This window comes from Brasilonema sp. UFV-L1 (assembly GCF_012912105.1).
In the GTDB taxonomy this organism is placed as follows: domain Bacteria; phylum Cyanobacteriota; class Cyanobacteriia; order Cyanobacteriales; family Nostocaceae; genus Brasilonema.
Genome location: NZ_QMEA01000028.1, coordinates 36,395 through 55,218, shown reverse-complemented (window position 1 = coordinate 55,218; position 18,824 = coordinate 36,395). Strand labels below are relative to the sequence as shown.

At 43.0% G+C, this 18,824-nt stretch carries 18 protein-coding genes and 1 tRNA gene; 6 read left to right on the top strand and 13 right to left on the bottom strand.

The features are described 5' to 3' along the window. Nucleotides 1-177 precede the first annotated feature (177 nt). The 4 genes from DP117_RS11315 to DP117_RS11300 all read right to left on the bottom strand — a co-directional run bounded on the left by DP117_RS11315 (nucleotide 178) and on the right by DP117_RS11300 (nucleotide 2,341). Nucleotides 178-250: transfer RNA gene (locus DP117_RS11315), tRNA-Arg, on the bottom strand. A gap of 64 nt (nucleotides 251-314) precedes the next feature. Beyond that, on the bottom strand, nucleotides 315-497 hold the full coding sequence (locus DP117_RS11310) for a hypothetical protein (RefSeq protein WP_169218403.1): 183 nt from the start codon (nucleotides 495-497) through the stop codon (nucleotides 315-317). Between the two features lie 3 nt (nucleotides 498-500). After that, nucleotides 501-974: a type II toxin-antitoxin system VapC family toxin gene (locus tag DP117_RS11305; RefSeq protein WP_169218402.1), complete on the bottom strand. Its 474-nt coding sequence runs from the start codon at nucleotides 972-974 to the stop codon at nucleotides 501-503. A 143-nt stretch (nucleotides 975-1,117) separates the two neighbouring features. Beyond that, nucleotides 1,118-2,341 carry a peptidoglycan DD-metalloendopeptidase family protein gene (locus DP117_RS11300; RefSeq protein WP_169218401.1) on the bottom strand — a complete coding sequence of 408 codons (1,224 nt, stop codon included), beginning with the start codon at nucleotides 2,339-2,341 and terminating at the stop codon, nucleotides 1,118-1,120. A 163-nt stretch (nucleotides 2,342-2,504) separates the two neighbouring features. Here DP117_RS11300 and DP117_RS11295 point away from each other — a divergent pair, with 163 nt between their 5' ends. Beyond that, nucleotides 2,505-2,825: a hypothetical protein gene (locus DP117_RS11295; RefSeq protein WP_169218400.1), complete on the top strand. Its 321-nt coding sequence runs from the start codon at nucleotides 2,505-2,507 to the stop codon at nucleotides 2,823-2,825. Between the two features lie 97 nt (nucleotides 2,826-2,922). On the opposite strand, the gene trmFO is transcribed toward DP117_RS11295, so the two are convergent. Both trmFO and DP117_RS11285 read right to left on the bottom strand, forming a co-directional pair. Then, nucleotides 2,923-4,242 (bottom strand): FADH(2)-oxidizing methylenetetrahydrofolate--tRNA-(uracil(54)-C(5))-methyltransferase TrmFO, encoded by a 1,320-nt coding sequence (gene trmFO, locus DP117_RS11290; RefSeq protein ID WP_169218399.1) that lies wholly within the window; start codon nucleotides 4,240-4,242, stop codon nucleotides 2,923-2,925. 215 nt (nucleotides 4,243-4,457) lie between these two features. After that, nucleotides 4,458-4,793 carry a XisI protein gene (locus DP117_RS11285; RefSeq protein WP_169218398.1) on the bottom strand — a complete coding sequence of 112 codons (336 nt, stop codon included), beginning with the start codon at nucleotides 4,791-4,793 and terminating at the stop codon, nucleotides 4,458-4,460. Nucleotides 4,794-4,870: 77 nt separating this feature from the next. Between DP117_RS11285 and DP117_RS11280 the strand changes: the two genes are divergently transcribed. Next, nucleotides 4,871-5,215 carry a GNAT family N-acetyltransferase gene (locus DP117_RS11280; protein ID WP_339381175.1) on the top strand — a complete coding sequence of 115 codons (345 nt, stop codon included), beginning with the start codon at nucleotides 4,871-4,873 and terminating at the stop codon, nucleotides 5,213-5,215. Between the two features lie 76 nt (nucleotides 5,216-5,291). Here the strand turns inward: DP117_RS11280 and DP117_RS11275 are convergent, their stop codons facing one another. Next, a complete protein-coding gene (locus DP117_RS11275; protein WP_169218397.1) occupies nucleotides 5,292-5,714 on the bottom strand; it encodes a MaoC family dehydratase in 423 nt (140 codons plus the stop codon). Between the two features lie 244 nt (nucleotides 5,715-5,958). Between DP117_RS11275 and cobJ the strand changes: the two genes are divergently transcribed. Then, nucleotides 5,959-7,722, top strand: a complete 1,764-nt coding sequence (cobJ, locus tag DP117_RS11270; RefSeq protein ID WP_169218396.1) for a precorrin-3B C(17)-methyltransferase — start codon at nucleotides 5,959-5,961, stop codon at nucleotides 7,720-7,722. Here the strand turns inward: cobJ and DP117_RS11265 are convergent. After that, nucleotides 7,701-9,026, bottom strand: a complete 1,326-nt coding sequence (locus tag DP117_RS11265) for a tyrosinase family protein (RefSeq protein WP_169218395.1) — start codon at nucleotides 9,024-9,026, stop codon at nucleotides 7,701-7,703. The genes cobJ and DP117_RS11265 overlap by 22 nt on opposite strands. A gap of 390 nt (nucleotides 9,027-9,416) precedes the next feature. Between DP117_RS11265 and fni the strand changes: the two genes are divergently transcribed. Next, complete coding sequence (fni, locus tag DP117_RS11255) at nucleotides 9,417-10,475, top strand: type 2 isopentenyl-diphosphate Delta-isomerase (RefSeq protein WP_169218394.1); 1,059 nt, start codon at nucleotides 9,417-9,419, stop codon at nucleotides 10,473-10,475. A 216-nt stretch (nucleotides 10,476-10,691) separates the two neighbouring features. Here the strand turns inward: fni and DP117_RS11250 are convergent, their stop codons facing one another. The 5 genes from DP117_RS11250 to DP117_RS11230 all read right to left on the bottom strand — a co-directional run bounded on the left by DP117_RS11250 (nucleotide 10,692) and on the right by DP117_RS11230 (nucleotide 16,230). Further along, complete coding sequence (locus DP117_RS11250) at nucleotides 10,692-11,837, bottom strand: PepSY-associated TM helix domain-containing protein (protein WP_169218393.1); 1,146 nt, start codon at nucleotides 11,835-11,837, stop codon at nucleotides 10,692-10,694. A gap of 898 nt (nucleotides 11,838-12,735) precedes the next feature. Beyond that, the gene (locus tag DP117_RS11245; protein WP_169218392.1) at nucleotides 12,736-14,022 is read right to left on the bottom strand and encodes a cysteine desulfurase-like protein; all 1,287 of its coding nucleotides are present in this window, start codon (nucleotides 14,020-14,022) and stop codon (nucleotides 12,736-12,738) included. Nucleotides 14,023-14,073: 51 nt separating this feature from the next. Then, nucleotides 14,074-14,751 (bottom strand): 2OG-Fe dioxygenase family protein, encoded by a 678-nt coding sequence (locus tag DP117_RS11240; protein WP_169218391.1) that lies wholly within the window; start codon nucleotides 14,749-14,751, stop codon nucleotides 14,074-14,076. A 482-nt stretch (nucleotides 14,752-15,233) separates the two neighbouring features. Beyond that, nucleotides 15,234-15,731 carry an ureidoglycolate lyase gene (locus DP117_RS11235; protein WP_169218390.1) on the bottom strand — a complete coding sequence of 166 codons (498 nt, stop codon included), beginning with the start codon at nucleotides 15,729-15,731 and terminating at the stop codon, nucleotides 15,234-15,236. Nucleotides 15,732-15,786: 55 nt separating this feature from the next. Continuing rightward, nucleotides 15,787-16,230 (bottom strand): DoxX family protein, encoded by a 444-nt coding sequence (locus tag DP117_RS11230; protein WP_169218389.1) that lies wholly within the window; start codon nucleotides 16,228-16,230, stop codon nucleotides 15,787-15,789. Between the two features lie 290 nt (nucleotides 16,231-16,520). On the opposite strand from DP117_RS11230, the gene DP117_RS11225 reads away from it, so the two are divergent. Next, complete coding sequence (locus DP117_RS11225; protein ID WP_339381173.1) at nucleotides 16,521-17,432, top strand: phosphotransferase; 912 nt, start codon at nucleotides 16,521-16,523, stop codon at nucleotides 17,430-17,432. 759 nt (nucleotides 17,433-18,191) lie between these two features. Further along, nucleotides 18,192-18,806 (top strand): pentapeptide repeat-containing protein, encoded by a 615-nt coding sequence (locus DP117_RS11220; protein ID WP_169218404.1) that lies wholly within the window; start codon nucleotides 18,192-18,194, stop codon nucleotides 18,804-18,806. Nucleotides 18,807-18,824 lie beyond the last annotated feature (18 nt).

Below are 18,824 nucleotides of genomic sequence, written 5' to 3'. Positions count from 1 at the left end.
TTTTTCGCGCTTTATTAGCCCAACCCCTTTGGGGATTAGGGGCAGGGAGGTTTTGGCGTTAGACAAAACGGGGGTGGGGTTAAAACAAAGTAGAGCCGCCCAAAGGGCAGACAAGAGAGGCGTATCGCAGACAATAATTTGTCAACGCAGTCAAATTATTTATCAATCTCCAAAAAACGAGCGCGGAGGGATTTGAACCCCCGACCCACAGGACCGGAACCTGTTGCTCTATCCACTGAGCCACGCGCCCTTAAGGTAGCAAACACTAAAGTCCGCCACTTTAATCAATCATAGCATATTTTCCACCAAGATTTTTATTCTATCCGCTGTACCGCATTGTTAGACTGCTGCTTGGGTTGCAAAGACACCAACTTTCTTCCGCTTGCAGCTTGTCTGTTCTGCCAATCAGCAAATATCGCTTTGAAATCATAATTAAAAGACTTAGCGTGTTCTTCACGGATTCGGTGCAGTTCTTCTAAAATCTCGTCTTCCCACATACTCTACTCTCCCATCAGTTCATACGGTGTACAAATAGTCGGTAACTTATATCCACAATCAAGGCAGATCTCTGCAAGCTTCCTCTGAATTTGGGCGTTAGCAATATGTTTACAGTTCCACGTTAGCAGGTAATCCAGTGCATGAACTGTAGCCGCAGCAATATGGATTGCATCATCAGATGCCTTTGAGGGAAGGTTGCTTCTTGTTAGGAATTGTTCGCCCAAATCTTGCACAGCTTCAGTTAATTCAAGTACAGAGAGATTTTGCAATATTTCAAGCCGCTTGAGTGCCATCTCTGGATCACCGTGTGCTGCCTCATCTAAAACAACTTGCGAAATGTAGAGGGTGAACTGACTACGACGATTTTCCCACCACCTTCGCGTGATCTCCAGGTTTGCCATAAGGATCAAGTTGTTGCTGGGTCTAGCTGTCAGGTAGCCAACCAAACTGGTTTCAATGTAGACGGTTTCGCTCATGCGGGATAGACTGTCAACATTCTTATTTTACCTGATAGCCGTATCACCACGAATAAAACCATCACGCTCATTGAGTTGTTGTTGGAAGTTTCTTAAAAGCCCCAACCGAGGCGAAGCAGGTTGGGGTACTTCACAGATGTACTTCATAGATAATTCATCGGGTCTACAGGTGTCCCATTGCGACGCACTTCAAAGTGGAGATGGGGACCTGTGGATAAACCAGTCGAACCGACAGCAGCAACTGGCTGTCCTCGTTTCACTTGTTGACCTTCCGAAACATACAACTCGCTAGTATGACCATATAAGGTCGTCATCCCATTACCGTGGTGGATAATCACAGCTTTGCCATAACCACCATACCACCCGGCAAAAATAATTGTTCCAGTACCTGCTGCACGAATTGTACTGCCATAATCAGCGGCAAAATCCAAACCTGCATGAAAACGACGTTCCCCAACAATTGGGTGCATCCGCCAACCAAAAGTACTGCTAGTAGAAGCATTGCTAGGATATGCAAAAAGATGAGTTCCACGCAGGATAATGCTGTTACTGCTGAAGGCTTTGATTTGCATCTTTTGTGGTGCTTCAACTTTTGCAACCTTTTGTTGAATTAACACTTGCAAAGCTTTTGAATCTTTCTGTTGTTGAGTTAACGATGCTTGTAGCGCACGGCGATCGCTCCCAAGCCGTTGGATGATTTTTGCTTGTAACTCCGCCTGCGCTTGATAATCAGCTTTTTGTGCCAGCAATTGCGAAAGAATCAAGTCAATTTCGTTTTTCTGGTACTCAATAGCCGTTTTTTGTTGATTTATGTACTTAACTTGTGTCGCGAGTTGTTCCAAAATCTGCTGATCAGCTTGATAAACTAACTTCAGCTGATGACGACGGTCAAGAAAATCGGTCAAATCTTGGCTTTGTAACAAAATCGTCCATCCTTGACTCAGACGCGATCGCTGTAGAAAACGCAGTCTTGCAATTGTCCCCTGTTGACGCTGCTGGTAGGAAACCTCTGATGCTGCAACATTTGCTTGCAACTGCTTTTGCCGTTGAGTCGCAAGCTGTAGTTGCGTCTGGCTATCTTGAATTTGAGTATCTGTAGTGTTTAAGTTTCTTTTTATGCTGTTGAAGCGCTGTTGTGCTGCTTGTTGCAAATTAGATAAGCGGTGGTGTTTTTGCGCTATGTCTTGACGCTTTTGGTTAATCACCCACTGTTTTTGACGTAATACTTTCAGAGAATTTGATTTGCCTGAGACTACTGCGTAAACTGGCGATATTGAAGTTAATGTTAAGTTAATGCATAAAGTGTAGAAAAAGACAAGAATGAAACTGCTAAAATTTCCTTTATTTTTTTGAAGTAGAGTTCTCATGCTGTTAGATTTCGCCAAGATATGGCTACAAACATCATGAGTATTATTCCCAAAATCTAGTTTCACCCTAGGGTGCAGGACTTTTCTAATTTGTTCGCCAGATACTATCAGCAAATGCTCACCATGTCAGCATTAACTCAAATATATTGCCTAACGAGGTTGTATGAGCATAGGCAGAGCAATTCTTTTTATTGCCTTGGTTATTCCGGGTTTATTGGTAGCGGGTTCATCGCTTTACTCGTTCAACATTGACTACACAGCGCTAGGAAGAACCGAAAGGTATGTGGAAAAGTTAGCCAGGGATGGAAAAACCAATAATAGACAGTTGGAACTTGCCTATCATCGTAGTTTCGTTCATCGTATGAATGCATTCACGAATGGAACGTGGGGCTTTATTGGTGCAACGATCGCAGCGATTGGCGTACATGGAATCGCAACAACAAAAGAAGAGACAAATCAAGACCACAGACAAGTATCAAAATAGTAGTGAAGTGCTGAGTATTGATGGGAGACAAATCAATTCAAAATTCAAAATTCAAAATTCAAAATTCAAAATTTTGAATTTCTCCCTCACTCAGCACTTATAACTGCGCAGTGTTGATGAATTCCTTCAAGTCAGCTAAAGCGCGATCGCGATAACGTCCATAACGCTCTTGTTTATTTTTGATTTTCTGACCCAATTCTGGTAAGATCCCAAAATTAGGAGGCATGGGTTGAAAATGTTTAGGCGAAGCGGAACTGATAAATTCAAACAGTGACCCCATCATTGTTGTGTTGGGTAGAGTCAAGGGTTCTTTCCCCAAAGCCAGCCTTGCTGCATTCGTTCCCGCTAACCAACCACCTGCTGCAGCTGCTGTATATCCTTCGGTTCCAATTAACTGTCCAGCGCCTAGCAATGTCGGACGGTTTAAAAATTGCAAACTAGGCTGCATCAACTGAGGTGCATTGATAAAAGTGTTGCGGTGCATCACTCCTAACCGTACGAACTCAGCATTTTCCAAACCAGGAATCATTTGAAAAACACGCTTTTGCTCACCCCAACGCAGATTAGTTTGGAATCCCACCATATTCCACAGTTGACCAGCTTTGTCTTCTTGCCGCAACTGTATCACAGCATACGGACGTTCTCCAGTTCGACTATCGGATAACCCGACTGGCTTGAGGGGACCATAACGCATTGTGTCTTCTCCTCGCCGTGCGAGTTCCTCTATCGGTAGACAAGCTTCAAAAAATTTTGCTGTTTCTCGTTCAAAATCTTTTAATTCTACTTGTTCGGCTGCACTCAGTTCTTGCCAAAACCGCAAGTACTGCTCTTTGTTCATCGGGCAGTTTAGATATGCAGCTTCACCTTTGTCGTAGCGAGAGGCAAGAAAAGCAATATTGTGGTTAATTGATTCTCCCACAATAATTGGGCTTGCGGCATCAAAAAAGCTGAGGTATTCCATCCCCGTAAAGCGGCGCAAATCTTCTGCTAAGTCGGGACTTGTTAAAGGACCAGTTCCTAAAACGACAATACCTTCAGGGATAACACGTAATTCTTCTCGACGCAGTGAAATCAAGGGATGTTGAGCGAGAGTTTGCGTCAAGTCCTGACTAAATTGTCCTCTATCGACTGCAAGTGCTCCACCAGCAGGAACTGCGTGTTCATCAGCTTTTGAGATGACAATAGAATTGAGTTGGCGTAGTTCTTCATGCAAAAGACCAGCAGCGCGATCGCTTGCCATTGCTCCAAAAGAATTGCTACACACCAATTCCGCCAAATGTTCCGTGTGATGTGCGCCACTGAAGCGATTTGGGCGCATTTCCCAAAGAATCACCGATATTCCAACAGAGGCTATTTGCCAAGCTGCTTCTGTTCCAGCGAGTCCACCTCCGATAACATGAATTGTTTGTTTTTCCATATTTCTTTCCATATTTACATTATGTAGATTCTTGATGAATCTGCTGGGTGGTGGTCTGCGTATCTTCCCAAAAGAGTTGGTGATACTACAGGAAACCATTTGGTGGTAATTTTAATCTTAGCTAAGCTCTACGACTTTGCAAGGCGCTATTCGCCTAACACCGTCAGCTCTTACGAAATCTAGTAACGTTTGTGAAAATACTAAACTTTTCTATTTTATCCAACCGCAAAATCAGTATATTTACGCATAAACAGAGATTTATATGCCAGAACAATGTCATGTTTGGGAATGCCTAACTCCACTAACTCATTGGCGATTCCATCTTCCGTGCCGTCGTATTGAATCCAAATTTTGTCGCCTTTAATATCAATGTGGATTAAGCATCCATAAACGCGGCGACGATTTTCCCAACCAACGTTAATCACCTGATAGTGATCTTGCTCATTATCAAATGCAGTATAGCGCTCAATGTCACCAAAGGAAGGCTTGATCTGACTATAGCGCGTCAAAATTTGCTTGATTTTTTGACGGTACTGGTTTAGTTTATCCATTGTGTAATGATCTCCAGTTCGGGATCGAATACCAAAACCTTGACCTGATATTCCTTTTAAACTTTCCCCAGCGTGGGGTGTTCCATGTTGCTGTATGTCGTGCAGATGAAAAGGTTGTTGGTTTTCAAAGTATGGAACCATTTGCGACCTTCACACACGCATTTGATCACGTCGGAGTTATCGGAACATACGTGGATCTCTCATACCGACAACAAGGCATTGGCACGTGTCTGTTCGACGCCACGTTTGAAGTTGCTCGCCGCAAAGGATATGAAAAAATATTTACATACGTTCGTGCCGATAACGTAACAGCGTTAGCCAGCTACCTCCGACGTGGCTTTCAGATTGTTGGAACGGCACAAAGACACGCCAAATTCAACGGAACGTATGTAGACGAGATCATCATCGAACGGTTCTTGTAGGCAAGCCTTGTCTTTTAAGTGCATTGCATGGGGGGCGATTTGATGATTCAAAATGTTGCTGATTTGACTTCAGCACTTAAAACTCTTTAGTTACAAGAACTTTGCTAGAACTCGTGACAGCAATAACTCGCTGTTCATTTGTGATCTTTCCTGTAAGGTCTAAAATTTCTCCATTGAGACTGTCTTTATACTGTTTTCCAACAACCTCCCATTCCATATCAATTAACTCTCTTGCTTTAATAGCTTTAAGGAATTGGATAGAAAAATCCAAACCAACAATTGCATAATTTTGAGAGAAGTGTTGAGCAGCTAAACCCATCATCAAAGAACTAATGTGTGGACCACAGACGATAATACTGCCAAACCGAGTTTTGCGAGCATATTCAGCATCGTGATGAAGTAAATTAGGATCTCCGGCTAAATGAGCAAATTGGCTGATTTCTATTTCATTCAATCTCATTTGACGGGCAATTTTCTCCCCTACTGGAACAGGTGTCATAAGCAATTCAAAATTCAAAATTCAAAAAACAATAAACGAGCGTGCTGGCAAGCATCTTATCTATAGACTATGTGCAAGCTTATTTGCGTGACAGATTAAAACTAACAACAACATTCTGAACCTTTTCCGTATCTTGCTGCAACTGTTTGAGACTTGTGTGATAGCGTAAGCGTGGCACTTTGTGCCATAGATACTGAAAAGATAGCATCATCAAACAATAGCTGCTAACTTCCACTACACTCCTATGACCAAAATTGCACCTGCTGTTGTCATACTGGGTAACAACAGTATCCCTGTAGCTAAAAAAATTATCAGTGTCTTGCCAGGAGCACAGTTATACGGGCTGGCAGGTCGTACTTGTGATGTAGATGTCAGTTTTACTGAGTTTGGAACGACACTGCGAGAGTTATTCAGTAATGAAGTGCCTATCATTGGCATTTGTGCTACGGGTATTCTTATCAGAACTCTCGCGCCACTGCTTGCGAATAAGCGACAGGAACCTCCAGTTCTTGCTGTTGCTGAGGATGGTAGTGCAGTGGTGCCACTTTTGGGCGGACTCAATGGTGTCAATTCGCTTGCACGCCAAATCGCTCTTGTGCTGAGTGTGAAACCCGCGATCACAACGACAGGTGATATTCGTTTTGGCATTGCACTGGAAGATCCCCCTACAGGATACTGTTTGGCTAACCCCGATGACGCCAAATCTTTTATGTCTGACTTACTGGCGGGACACTCTGTGAGGTTGGAGGGTAACGCACCTTGGTTGAAGAAGAGTTCGTTACCGTTTGCCCAGGATGCACAGAGAATTATACAAATTACTGAAAAGCAAGTCGTTTCTACATCAACCCGCCTTGTCTATCATCCTGCAACAGTAGTGATTGGGATCACTTCCCTCAATTGTTCGTCGAGAGGTGGTTCAGAGGAAATCGCTTTTGTGCAGAAAATGCTGCTTGATGCTGAGTTAGCGCCTGCATCCGTTGCAGGAATCTTCGCCAGTACTCTTGATGCTCCCAATCCAGTTTTACAAGCAATTGCTGATGCGCTCAATGTGCCTATTCGGTTTTTTACGACCGATGAAATTGCTGCTGTGATGTCACAAAATAATACCGTAGATGTAGCTAAAGCTCTCGCTTTAGCCGCTTCCTCTGGACAGTTGGTGATCCAACGTCAGTTATCTGACTTTAGCTGTGCGATCGCCCTCTCACCTTTACCTGTTAATATCAACACCACAGGTAGACCACGCGGTCGATTGGCAGTCATTGGCACTGGTCCTGGAGGAAGCCATTGGATGTCGCCAGAAGTCCAAACAATTTTACGTAATGCCACTGATTTGGTTGGTTATTCCACTTACTTAAAATTAGTCGGCTCTCTGGGCAAAGGTAAAACGTGGCACGAGTCCGACAATCGGGAAGAAATCGCACGGGCAAGGATGGCACTAAATTTAGCAGCACAAGGACGCTTTGTGGCAGTAGTTTCTTCTGGTGATCCCGGTATTTATGCTATGGCCGCAGCAGTGTTTGAGGTGCTTGAACAAGAAGCAAAGCCGGAATGGCAGGGTATCGAAATTCAGGTAGCACCAGGTATTTCCGCGATGCAAGCAGCAGCTGCAAAGATTGGCGCGCCCCTAGGTCACGATTTCTGTACCATCTCGTTATCTGACATCTTAAAACCTTGGTCAATTATCGAACAGCGAATTACTGCTGCCTCTATCGCAGATTTCGTGATTGCCTTGTACAACCCAGTATCAAAGCAACGCACTTGGCAACTGGCAGAGGCAAAAAATATACTGCTACGTCATAAACATCCTGATACCCCAGTCGTACTTGCCCGTAACCTTGGTAGGGATGGAGAATCTGTTCAGGTTTGCACTTTGAAAGATTTAGTACCAGAACTCGCTGATATGCGGACAGTTATTATTGTGGGGTCAAGCAAAACCCGGACGATTCAACGGTGCGATGGTCGCGTCTGGGTTTATACTCTCCGTCGCTATGATGAAGATAAGACTTGATGAGTTGATCTGATTGCTCCTTTAAGGGTGTCATAGGTATACCCATACTTTCTAAAATCCAGAGTGTCTGCAGGTGTGACAATGTCATCTGGGGACAAATGAGGAAGTAAGGATAGCACATCCGCTGGACCGAGATTTACTGGTATGGACTCACCTCCATCCCAAGGCCACAATCGGTCATGAAGATTTTCTCCATAATGTCCACCAGTGGCAGGATAATAATTGGGACCCGCGTGTCCATTTGCCTGCCATTCGGCCCAAAGGCGATCCAGATTGGAATGAATTAGCCAAAATACTGGATCGTAGGGAGAACTGATAATACTAGCCATTGTGCCTAGAGGATCGAGCTGACCTGTGGTAAAGTCAAAACGACCCCCACCGACTAAGCCATGCATATAGTTATGCATAAAGACTCCACGAATTGTGAGTTGTCCCTGGCTATCCAATTTGTTAAATCCTTCTAGACCTTGGCGGAGTGTGTCATAGTCGTCAACAGCAAGAATTTGCTCCAAGTCTTCTTTGGGAGTAGGGTAACTATTTACAGGCGGCACTTGCAAAAAGCGTAACAGAACCTCACCTAATGATTCTCCAGATGGTTTGAGATGTAAGTTTGGGTTCAAAATCCATCCATTGGCTGATGAAAAAGGACCGGATGCAACAGGTCCTCCTTGGACATCACCCAAATCCGGAATGCTGAGGGTGACTCCTTGACCATTTGATCCCAGAAAGTCATCTTGAAAGATAACTTTCAACGCCTTGGAATCTGTCCAATCCCAATAGGGAAGCGTGACATTGGGGTTGACTGATTGCAAAGCTTTTTCAAATCGGTGTATAAACTCACGATGCCACGGTAGTAATAGAGAACTTTCATGAGCACCATCATGCCCAGCAGCTGGACCCTGGGCTTGGCTTGACATCAGCCCCATTGCTTCCACATGTACTGCAACGAACTGGTCATAGATACTGATACTGCTACCTTGTGGAACTGTATTTTTTAATGTGCGCACAGCATCAACGAATGCTTGTTTCTCTTCTTGGGTAAGGTCAACAACGTTCTTTCTAACTCCATAAGCTTTTTTTTTGCTCACAAGATCAGAATGAGTACTCTTGATTTCATCAATTGCACTGTCGTGATAGAGTGCAGTCAGCTTGGTATTTGAATGATCGCTGAGCACCTGATTTGATGCTTGCTTATGCTCACGATGCTCAAGATTATGAGAAAGTGCTGGAGTTCCGAAAACGACCAAGACAGCAACTATACTAGCAATAATCACAGCTTTAATAGTTTTGTGGATTTTCATCATCTACGCTTGTTGTGGCTCCTAAGATTTCAAGATTTTTTGAGGACTTTACTGAGAACAAAAATTACTTTGTATATAAGTTGACAGTAAACAGAATCGCTCACAATAGAAAATCTTTAGGAAAATCTCTCTATTCTTTCGCAACCAGCGCAAAATTAGTCATTTTTTTGCAGTATTGCTGTGTTCCAATCTAGTTTGACCCCAGGCAGGACGCTTTTTTTATATGGAAATAATTGTTAATTTTTCTACCAATAGCCTTGTCTGTCAAGACAGCGTTTCGTCGCGGTTGTTTGAGAAGATAGGAGTATTTAGTGTCGCTGAGTTTGATGTAGCCAAGTTTCAATAAGCTATCCGCGCTAAGTTGTCAATAACCCGTCACCAAAAAATGCTATTATGACTACTACAGTACCGCCAGTCAACACTGAAATTGAAAACCGAAAAGCCGAGCACCTACGTGTTTGCCTAGAAGAGGATGTAGAATTTCACCATGTGACAAGTGGATTGGAATGCTATCGCTTTAGTCATTGCTGTCTTCCTGAACTAAACCTTAGTGACATCAATCTTCAAACAACCTTCCTTGGCAAAACTCTCGGTGCTCCAATTCTCATTTCTTCTATGACAGGGGGAACCGAATTGGCAAAGCTAGTTAACACTCGGTTAGCGACTGTTGCTCAACGTTACCGATTAGCAATGGGAGTTGGTTCTCAACGAATTGCGATCGAACAACCTCACTTAGCCTCTACCTTTGCCGTGCGTTCTTTTGCTCCTGACATTCTCCTATTCGCGAACTTGGGAGCTGTTCAGTTGAATTATGGATGTGGTTTTGATGAGTGCTTACATCTTGTTCACTCACTGGAAGCAGATGCTCTGATTTTGCATCTTAACCCCTTACAAGAGTGCGTGCAATCGCGAGGAGATACGAATTTCCGGGGACTGTTGAGTAAAATTGCTAAGCTTTGTCAGCAATTACCCGTTCCCGTTGTTGTTAAAGAAGTGGGAAATGGAATTTCTGGTGTCATGGCACAAAAGTTAATAGATGCAGGAGTGACAGCAATTGATGTCGCTGGGGCTGGTGGAACTTCATGGGCGAAAGTGGAAAGCGAACGAGCTCAAGACAACAAGCAACGACGTCTAGGACAAACTTTTGCCGATTGGGGGTTACCAACCGCTGAGTGTCTGAACTCCATCCGCGCAGTTGCGCCAACAATTCCCTTAATTGCTTCTGGAGGACTACGTAATGGATTGGACATTGCTAAGGCGATCGCCTTAGGAGCAGATCTAGCAGGTCTGGCTCGACCTTTTCTACAAGCAGCTGTAGAATCGGAAGCGGCAGTCGATGAGTTGGTCGAAATTCTGATTGCTGAACTTGAAACTGCATTATTATGCAGTGGTCATGCAACACTCAAAGAGCTAAAAGGTTCTAATGCGCTACAACGTGTCGTTGCAGGTTGATAACGCAATCATTGCAAAAACTCTATTATACGCTTTTCAATCTTGAAATAGACATCTTCGACAATTAATCTTAAACCTTTGCTCTATCTGAACTAAGGTTTTATTTCTGGAGATGTCTAATCAATTATCAATTATCAATTATCAATTCGAGGATGCAAACCCCTAACTTTCGTCCCCTTGGGACACGCGCTGCGGAACGCGTCTACAACGGGTTTCTCAAACTCGACGTTCCACCTGTAGTTCTCTAGCATCATTCCGGCTTGGAGATTTTCCTCGGTAACGATACCACCACATCACAAAGCCAGTGATAAATAGAATCAGCGGTGCAAGTCCGACAAATATGTAGAAAATGCGGGTAAGTAAACCACCAAAGGTGCCATAGTGCATTGGTATAAACGAGTGGAAAACTTGGTCAGCTCGTGATGGCTGCAAGCCATTTTTTAGTTGGACAACTTTGCCTGTATACTGGTCGAGATAAACCTGAGAGTGACCGTACTCCCACGTTTCTTGAGGCTGTTTTTTGCCCACTCTAAACACTCCTTCTGGGGTTTGCGGTAGGCTAATGTAGGTAGTAACAGCACCTGGTAGAGCAGCATCAGCTTTTTTAAGAATTTCGCCTAGTCCCAAAGGTGACTTACCTTCTATAGGTTGAGAAACTGGTTTCGGTGGGATGGGAGTAAAGGTTGCAACGTGGATTACAGGTTGGGAAAAATCCCAAAAATTCCAGCACACGCCTGTGAAGGCAATCATACCAAGGAAAACAGCTGCAATGATACCTGCCACCTTGTGAATATCAAAGTTAGTTCGTTTGGGATGTGCATTCCACTTGATTTTGAAGCCAGGAATCAATCTGCGCCAACCGGGCCATAAAATAATCCCTGTGATGCTAAGAATCAATAGCACAAAAGCGACAATCCCAACGATGATTGTTCCGATTTTGCCAGCAAGAAGTTCATAGTGGAGTTTGAAGGTGAACCCAATCAATGTACGCTCCCACTGACGGGAACCCATAATTGCACCTGTGTAGGGATTGACAAATACTTGCGTCCGTTTTTCATCTGGAGATTGCAGCCAGATGCGATAGGGGAGGTGGGAATCTGGCAGTGTGTTCATGCTTAATAGTTTCAGTTCAGGTTGCGAGGCGTAGGCGGTTTTGACGGTTTCGACTACGGACTCCACAGGGACGCGTTGTCCTTGAGGAATGACTTGCCCAAATTGTTGACTGACTAGGAATTGGTCGATTTCCCGCTGAAAGACTAGTAAACTGCCAGTTAAGCCGACGATGATTAACAGTAGTCCGACAACTAAGCCGAGGTAGCGGTGTATGTAAAATGTAAAATCACGTATTTGTTTAGAGTTCATGGTGGATAGCCCTAATTAAATGTCTTGTGATTGCAATCAAAACTGCACTGAAATCATTCCTATGACACTAGAAGGTGCGCTAGGTATCACACCTAGGGGATCACTGTTTGGTGAGCCAAGATAATATTCTGTATTGAACACAATTGAACAGATTTTGGAAATTCAGTTGCAATCGCCTGTTCTCCCGTCGTTAGAAAATTGAACTATCGAAGCAAACATAGCTAGGAATCTCGTAGGAGTTGACAAGGTTGCCTGCGCGATCGCCGAATCTCCTTTATAGGTTCAACCAGCCCTGCTTTGAACAGCACAGGTAATCGTTGCAGAACTACTAGACTGTACTCGTTGAACTTTAACCATCTGACCGCAAGCAGGAGTTGTTACTAACATCCAAACAGAACTTGTCAATAATAGAGCTTTCAGCTTTTGCTTTATTCTCATCTTTGCCCGTCACAATCGGTAGTACTACCTGACCTTGGAGTAGATAACTGTGCAGCTAATTGCAATTTCTTGGCATAGCTAACAGACTTACTTGAGAAAACTCTACAGGAGGTAACTTATCAATTGCAAATATTTGTCATAATTTCGTAATGTTTTCTGTGCAGCAAGTGCTAACACTTTTGTGTGAGAGGCTAATTGATGGCGAGAATATAAATGTTTACACCTTTAAAAGCGTTAAACAACTGCACAGACAAGCGTATGGATTATTTGTTGACACATACGCTCTGACCAATTTCCTTGTCAATTATCAATTTCCGGGACTACTGCCTGAAATTCAATTATCAGTTATCAGTCAATACAGTTCAGATAAGAAATTTGCTCTTGAAGGTAAGCGCAAGGAACAGAGGGGCACAGCATTGCTATGCCCCAGGGGGTGGATACAACTGAGAATAACTCTATCTCAGGACTCATGACTCTGCACTATCTTGATAAGTGCTTTCAACAATTGGTGAATCTCTTCAACAGTATTGTAATGTACCAGCCCAATTCGCAAAAGTCCTCCGCTTGACTCAACTCCTAATTCTTTGGTAAGACTGAGCGCATAAAAGTTACCGTTCCAGGTAAAAATACCCTGCTCACCTAACGCTTTAGCAACAGCGTGAGGTGTCTGCCCCGCAAGCCGTAAGCTAACAGTTGGTGTTCGCCAGTCAAAGCGGGTTAAATCAGTGATGCCATATAAAGTTATATCAGGAATTTTTAGCAATTGTCTCACTAACTTTTGGCACAAATCTTTTTCATATTGCTTAATTGCTATCATCGCTGCGAGTAGGGCTTCTCGGCGGTTGTGAACACCTGGTAAGACTTTGCGACCTAGTTCAGCGAGGTAGTTAATTGTCGCTACTACCCCGGCTAGCCCTTCATAGTTCTGGGTTCCATTTTCCCAACGTGACGGAATTTCATCTGGGGCTGGTTGCACTTTATAAGGACGCAATCGAGCAAGATGCTCGCGTTTTGCATATAATATCCCAACATGGGGTCCAAAAAATTTATAAGCAGAGCAAGCGAGAAAGTCGCAGTCAAGGACACGTACGTCGATGGGAGCGTGAGGAACGTAGTGAACCGCATCCACAAAAACCATTGCCCCAACAGCATGAGCTAATTGCACAATTGTTGCAATATCGTTAATTGTACCCACAGCGTTGGATGCATACCCTACCGCTACTAACCGCGTCCGTTCATTTATCTGCTGTTTGAAATGGTTCATGTCTAGCGTGCAGTCTTCTAGATTAATCTCGACTTCACGAATGACTACACCGCGTTCAGAAAGCGCAAACCAAGGGGAAACGTTAGCATAGTGGTCTAGCTTGGTGACAATAATTTCATCACCTGATTGAAGTTCGCGAGCGTTCGCCCTTTGGGCGGCTCCCTGCTGGAGCATCGCCTGACTCAACATATAAGTCAGCGTAGTCATATTGGCACCAAAAACCACTTCATCACAAGCACACCCCAATAAATCAGCCATAGCTGCACGAGCTGAAGTGATGAGCGCATCTGTGCGCTGACTTGTGGCGAAAGCCCCGTGTGCATTGGCGTTTGAGGTGACTAGGTATTGGGCGATCGCTATCTTAACTGAGTTTGGTACCTGAGTTCCACCAGGTCCATCAAAGAATATCACAGGTTGACCATTGATTTGTTGTGAAAGTGCTGGAAACTGATTACGTATCCACCCTAAGTCAAGATCAACCATAAAAAACTCCTTTATTTGTGATGCTGCGATCTGAATACTAAATTTGGTTCTTTACTTATCGTTCGACGGACTTAATCCTGGACAAGTTAATACAAACACATCTCTGACTCCACATTCTAAAGAAGTTGCATTAATAACAGATGTAAAGTGGAGAAATTCTCGGTCACCAAAGACTAACATTTCTCCAGGGTTGAGAATTTTGTTGAAAATTGGGCTGTCCTTCTTAGATTTGTATAAATGAGTTTCTCCCCCTTCAATTCTTTCTCTATTCACAGAGAAGATCGCAATCACATCTACTCCATCTCTATGGATTCCTTCAGGAGCAGGTTTACCAATTTGCTTTGGGGAAGCGGTGATTCTAATTTGATGAACTGCAACTTCTTTAGAAGTTGAGCAGAGTTTACAAAACTCGAAAAATTCTAAAATCATTCTCTGAAAATCTGGCAATTCTATGAGTTTATCATCTAGTTCTGCATACTCTCTGACGACATCACCCAACAAAGGATTATGCTGTTTGGGTTGATAAAAAAGACGATGTGCCAACTTGACTATACTGCTACCAGAAACTGTAAAATGAGATAAGCGCCTGAAACGATAGCCACCTACTAGGTATGGATCTGCGGGAAGATTGATAAAGAATGGCTTAAGCTTATCGACATCTATAGAAGAAATATTTTCTAAAGCATAGCTACTAAGACAGTTAAAATCTTTTATTTGTAATTCCAACATTTTCCTATTCTCCCCATATTGACCATTACTAGCCATATTGAAAATGACAAAGTTTGGGTTGGCTATATAGTCGAACCCAATATGAAAAAAATCAGTCAATTTATGCACTCTTAAACTGGAAATCAAAAATTTCTACACGAAAAACATCCTTGAACGATACTCAATTTTTCATGACAGTTATAAGGCTCAAATTATTGAGCATCATCAAGCATAGTTAAATTTTGGTTTTTTGAGACCCGATAATTTTTAAAAATTTTAAGCTAGTTGTTTGTCGTTTTCTTTAGATTTTGGTGCTTTTGTCTTACACCTTTTTCTTTAATTATAAGCAAGGAAAAACTGACCTGCAATATTGTATCAATATCGTATTGATTTAGTACCTGCACTAGTGTAAAGGGAAGTTGTGTTTAAAGAGCCAAGACGGGAGGCACTGCGTTGGTGAACGCGAGTGCCCCTTTGTAAGGGCAAAGCGCCCGTAGTAGGAGTCATGACAAAATCTCAAACTCTAAATTGTGACTGTTAAGAAAATTGTGAGTGAAATGGTCTACCACATTTGTATCATTTAATTCCAAATTGTAAAAATCTACAACTTCATGTTCAAAATAAGGTCCAGCGTGCCAAGTTCCTACCTCTAACTTGATGAAGCAATTTCCGGGAATGCGAAAAGCTGCGATGTCTTCTAGAGATGGTTGATCAATATTATTCTCAGGAGGACAAACTGCAATTAACCAATCCTTCCCTTCCAATGAACCCAAACACTGAGTACATTGCACATGGCGAGTGATGGTGTGAAATCTGCGCCCTCTGCGGTGCAGCCTCATAATATAAAAGCGGGGAGTACCTCTGTCAAGTACTAATTGAGCATCTTCTGCATCAAAGGATTTGCCGTCTTTATCGGGAAAAATCACTTGTCCGTATCGACGAAAGTTTTCTGACGTTACCCATTGGGCCTGCAGTTGTTGCACTGTCTTTGATGTCGTCATATTTAATCCGTTTGCGCCCTTGTTATTTTAACCTGTTCCCTCTGGTAAAAGTGGCTTACTCCAATCTCAGCAGTTTCTTGGGAATCAGTGACTTAGGAATAATAGAAGCTTGTTTTTCTAAATCTGAAGGTTGTGTGTACAACCAAGCCCAAGCAATTAAAACCGGTTGAAAAGGAAGTCTGATCACATGTACCCAAGGTGAATTAGGTATATTGTCAATTGGAATCAGATTAACCGCCATATTGATATTTGCCGGAAAAACAGCAATAAAAAGAGCAATCAGCCCCCAAGCTGTCGCTTGACTAACAGGCGGAACTAATAACCCGATACCGCCCAATATTTCATAAAACCCACTCAAATAAACAATTTCCAGAGGGTAAGGGAGTTGCGGCGGCACAATTTTGACATACTGGTCAGCAGATGTAAAGTGTGTTATCCCAGCAACAAGCATAGATACTGCAAGGATGACACGAAAAATTTCTTTGAGATTATATTTCATCTATTTCTGTTGAATTTACAGTTACGTCTACACCTTCAGTTTGTTTGTCATATGTCACATTGTCTTCAGTCATGGGTAGGAATTGACATCTTTGATAGGGAGAGAGTGGACGCTGGGATTGATATTTGCCAACCGTAAAATGATGGTACACTTATCTATGACGATGCTCTGGAAAATTAAATCACAGTGATACGTTAATACAACAAACACGCAAATCAGTTAAGTCGCTGCAATCGGGCTAAATGTCCGACTAATTTTGATTATCTGTTGTAATACCGTTAAGACTTACTGTGAATATTCCTTCTGAGTATCTCGAAAAAATTCGTGCTGTTTACCCTAATATCTCGTTTGAGCATCTCGACTTTAATCAAGATGGCATGGTGAACGATGTAGTAGTTGTTAATCATCAGATTGTATGTCGCTTTGCCAAAGATGACTGGGGAAAAGAGGTTCTTTCCCATGAAGCTAAGGTGTTGGAAGTGGTACGAAATTATGTTGAGTTACAGCTTCCATACTTTGAACACCTAGAAGAAGGCTTTGTTAGCTACAGATTTATAAAAGGTGAACCACTTTCGCGTAACACCCTGGTGAAGCTAAGTGAAGCATCACAAACCCGTATCATCTCCCAACTAGCTAGATTTCACCAACAATTGCACAGCATTCCAAACGAAGTTTTAGTCAATGCTGGGGTGTCTTCTTCTGGTGCTGCGCGTTCCCGTGAAGATTGGTTGGAATTGTACGAGCAAGTTCAGGAAACTCTCTTTCCTCACCTGTGGCGTCATCAGCAAACTTTCATACACGAACTCTTTGCGCCTGTGGTGACAGGTAAACTTAACCTCAGCTACACACCCGTACTTATCGATGGCGACCTGTCAGTGTATCACATTCTCTTTGACCCTTTTTCAGAGAGCATCAGTGGATTGATCGATTTTGGCACTGCTGGTTTGGGCGACCCAGCTTGTGACATTGCCGTGCTACTCGGTAATTACGGAGAAAATATTGTACAGCGTATGCAAAGTGACTATCCTATGTTACCAGATGTCATCAACCGGGCACGCTTTTGGGTGGGGACACTTGAGCTTCAGTGGGCTTATTGTGGAATGAAGTACAATAATACCTCACTGTTGTTGGCGCATATTGGTTTGGCAAAAGACGTTCAACCTGTGGGTACACGAGCGTTGCTGATTGAGAATATGAATTGAGTTTCGCAACACAGGGGAGTTTACACTTTCGTTCTCCCCTGCTGTCTCATGTCTTACCCCTTCGGTGGTCTAAAATTACCTACAGTAATTTACTCTTTAGTGTTCTGGTGCGCCTGGTAGGGTTAAAAAATAGGTATTCTTCCCCGCACCAAAGGGAGTAACAGCAACAGTATTGGATTTTCATGCTCACGAGTGTACGCAGTTCATGATGGCTACTTCATTCAACCGAATCCCTTGCTGATGCGGTGTTCAGCAATCCTCATGAGTGATAAAACCAAAGTTTTTAGCAGATAATTTCTAGATTATTGCTTTTTTGTCACATTTTGTTACAATTGTTGATATAAACTTACAAATCAAAACATAACCATGCTTTACACGACTGATGACAGAGGCGTTCTCAACACCTACGCGGGTAAACCCGTGGTGAAACGGTTACTCTATTACTGGTCTGATATCATATTTCTCAGTCATGAGAGATTCTGAGGCTTGAGCCTCACCTAACTTTTCTAGTCATACTGAGAGTCAATCCGAACTGTGCTTTCCGCTTAACATAGAAAGTATTGGACTCCCAACAGTGAATGTTGAGTTCTTTGTAGAATTTCAACGATTTGAAAATCGAAGGCTTTAACACAACATGCTTTTGATGTAGAAGGTTCTTGAGAAGGTACTAGGAAACGCTGTCTCCTGCGGAAGCAGATGGATATCACTATCTCCCAATCATACCGCTTCTGTTCTGGTTGTGAAATCAATAATATGATCATGGATACTGATGAACTTCTCATAAACTATGCTGCAGGTAACAGGGATTTTTTGCGAGCGAACTTGCGGCAATCTAACCTCAGCGAATTTGCTTTACCAGGAATCAACCTAAGTCAGGCAGATCTGAGTGGGGCAAATCTATCAGGTGCTTCTTTGCGTGGAGCCAATTTAAGTGAAGCTTTTGTAATGGAAGCAACTTTGTGGAGAGTCAATTTTACTGAAGCGATTTTGATTTGGGCGAATTTCACCAAAGCTTCTTTGATTCGGGCAAACCTCATTCAAGTGGATTTACACAAGGCTGTCCTTACTAAAGCAGACTTGCGGTTAGCCAATCTGCGCGACGCTGATCTGAGCTATACAAATTTGGAGGGTGCGGATCTGCGTTATGCTGACCTTACTGGTGTCAACTTAGCAGGTGCGAATCTGAGCAAGGCAAACTTGACAGGTGCAAACTTGAGTCAGGCAGATTTGTACAACGCCAATTTAGCTAAAGCCATTTTGTCTAGAACCATCCTGCGCGACGCTGATCTTAGCAACATCAACTTGGATGGAGTTGATTTACATGATGCCCAAATAGAACATGCTTGTTTACAGCCATTAGTTAACAGTCGTTAATAAACAGCGATGATAACT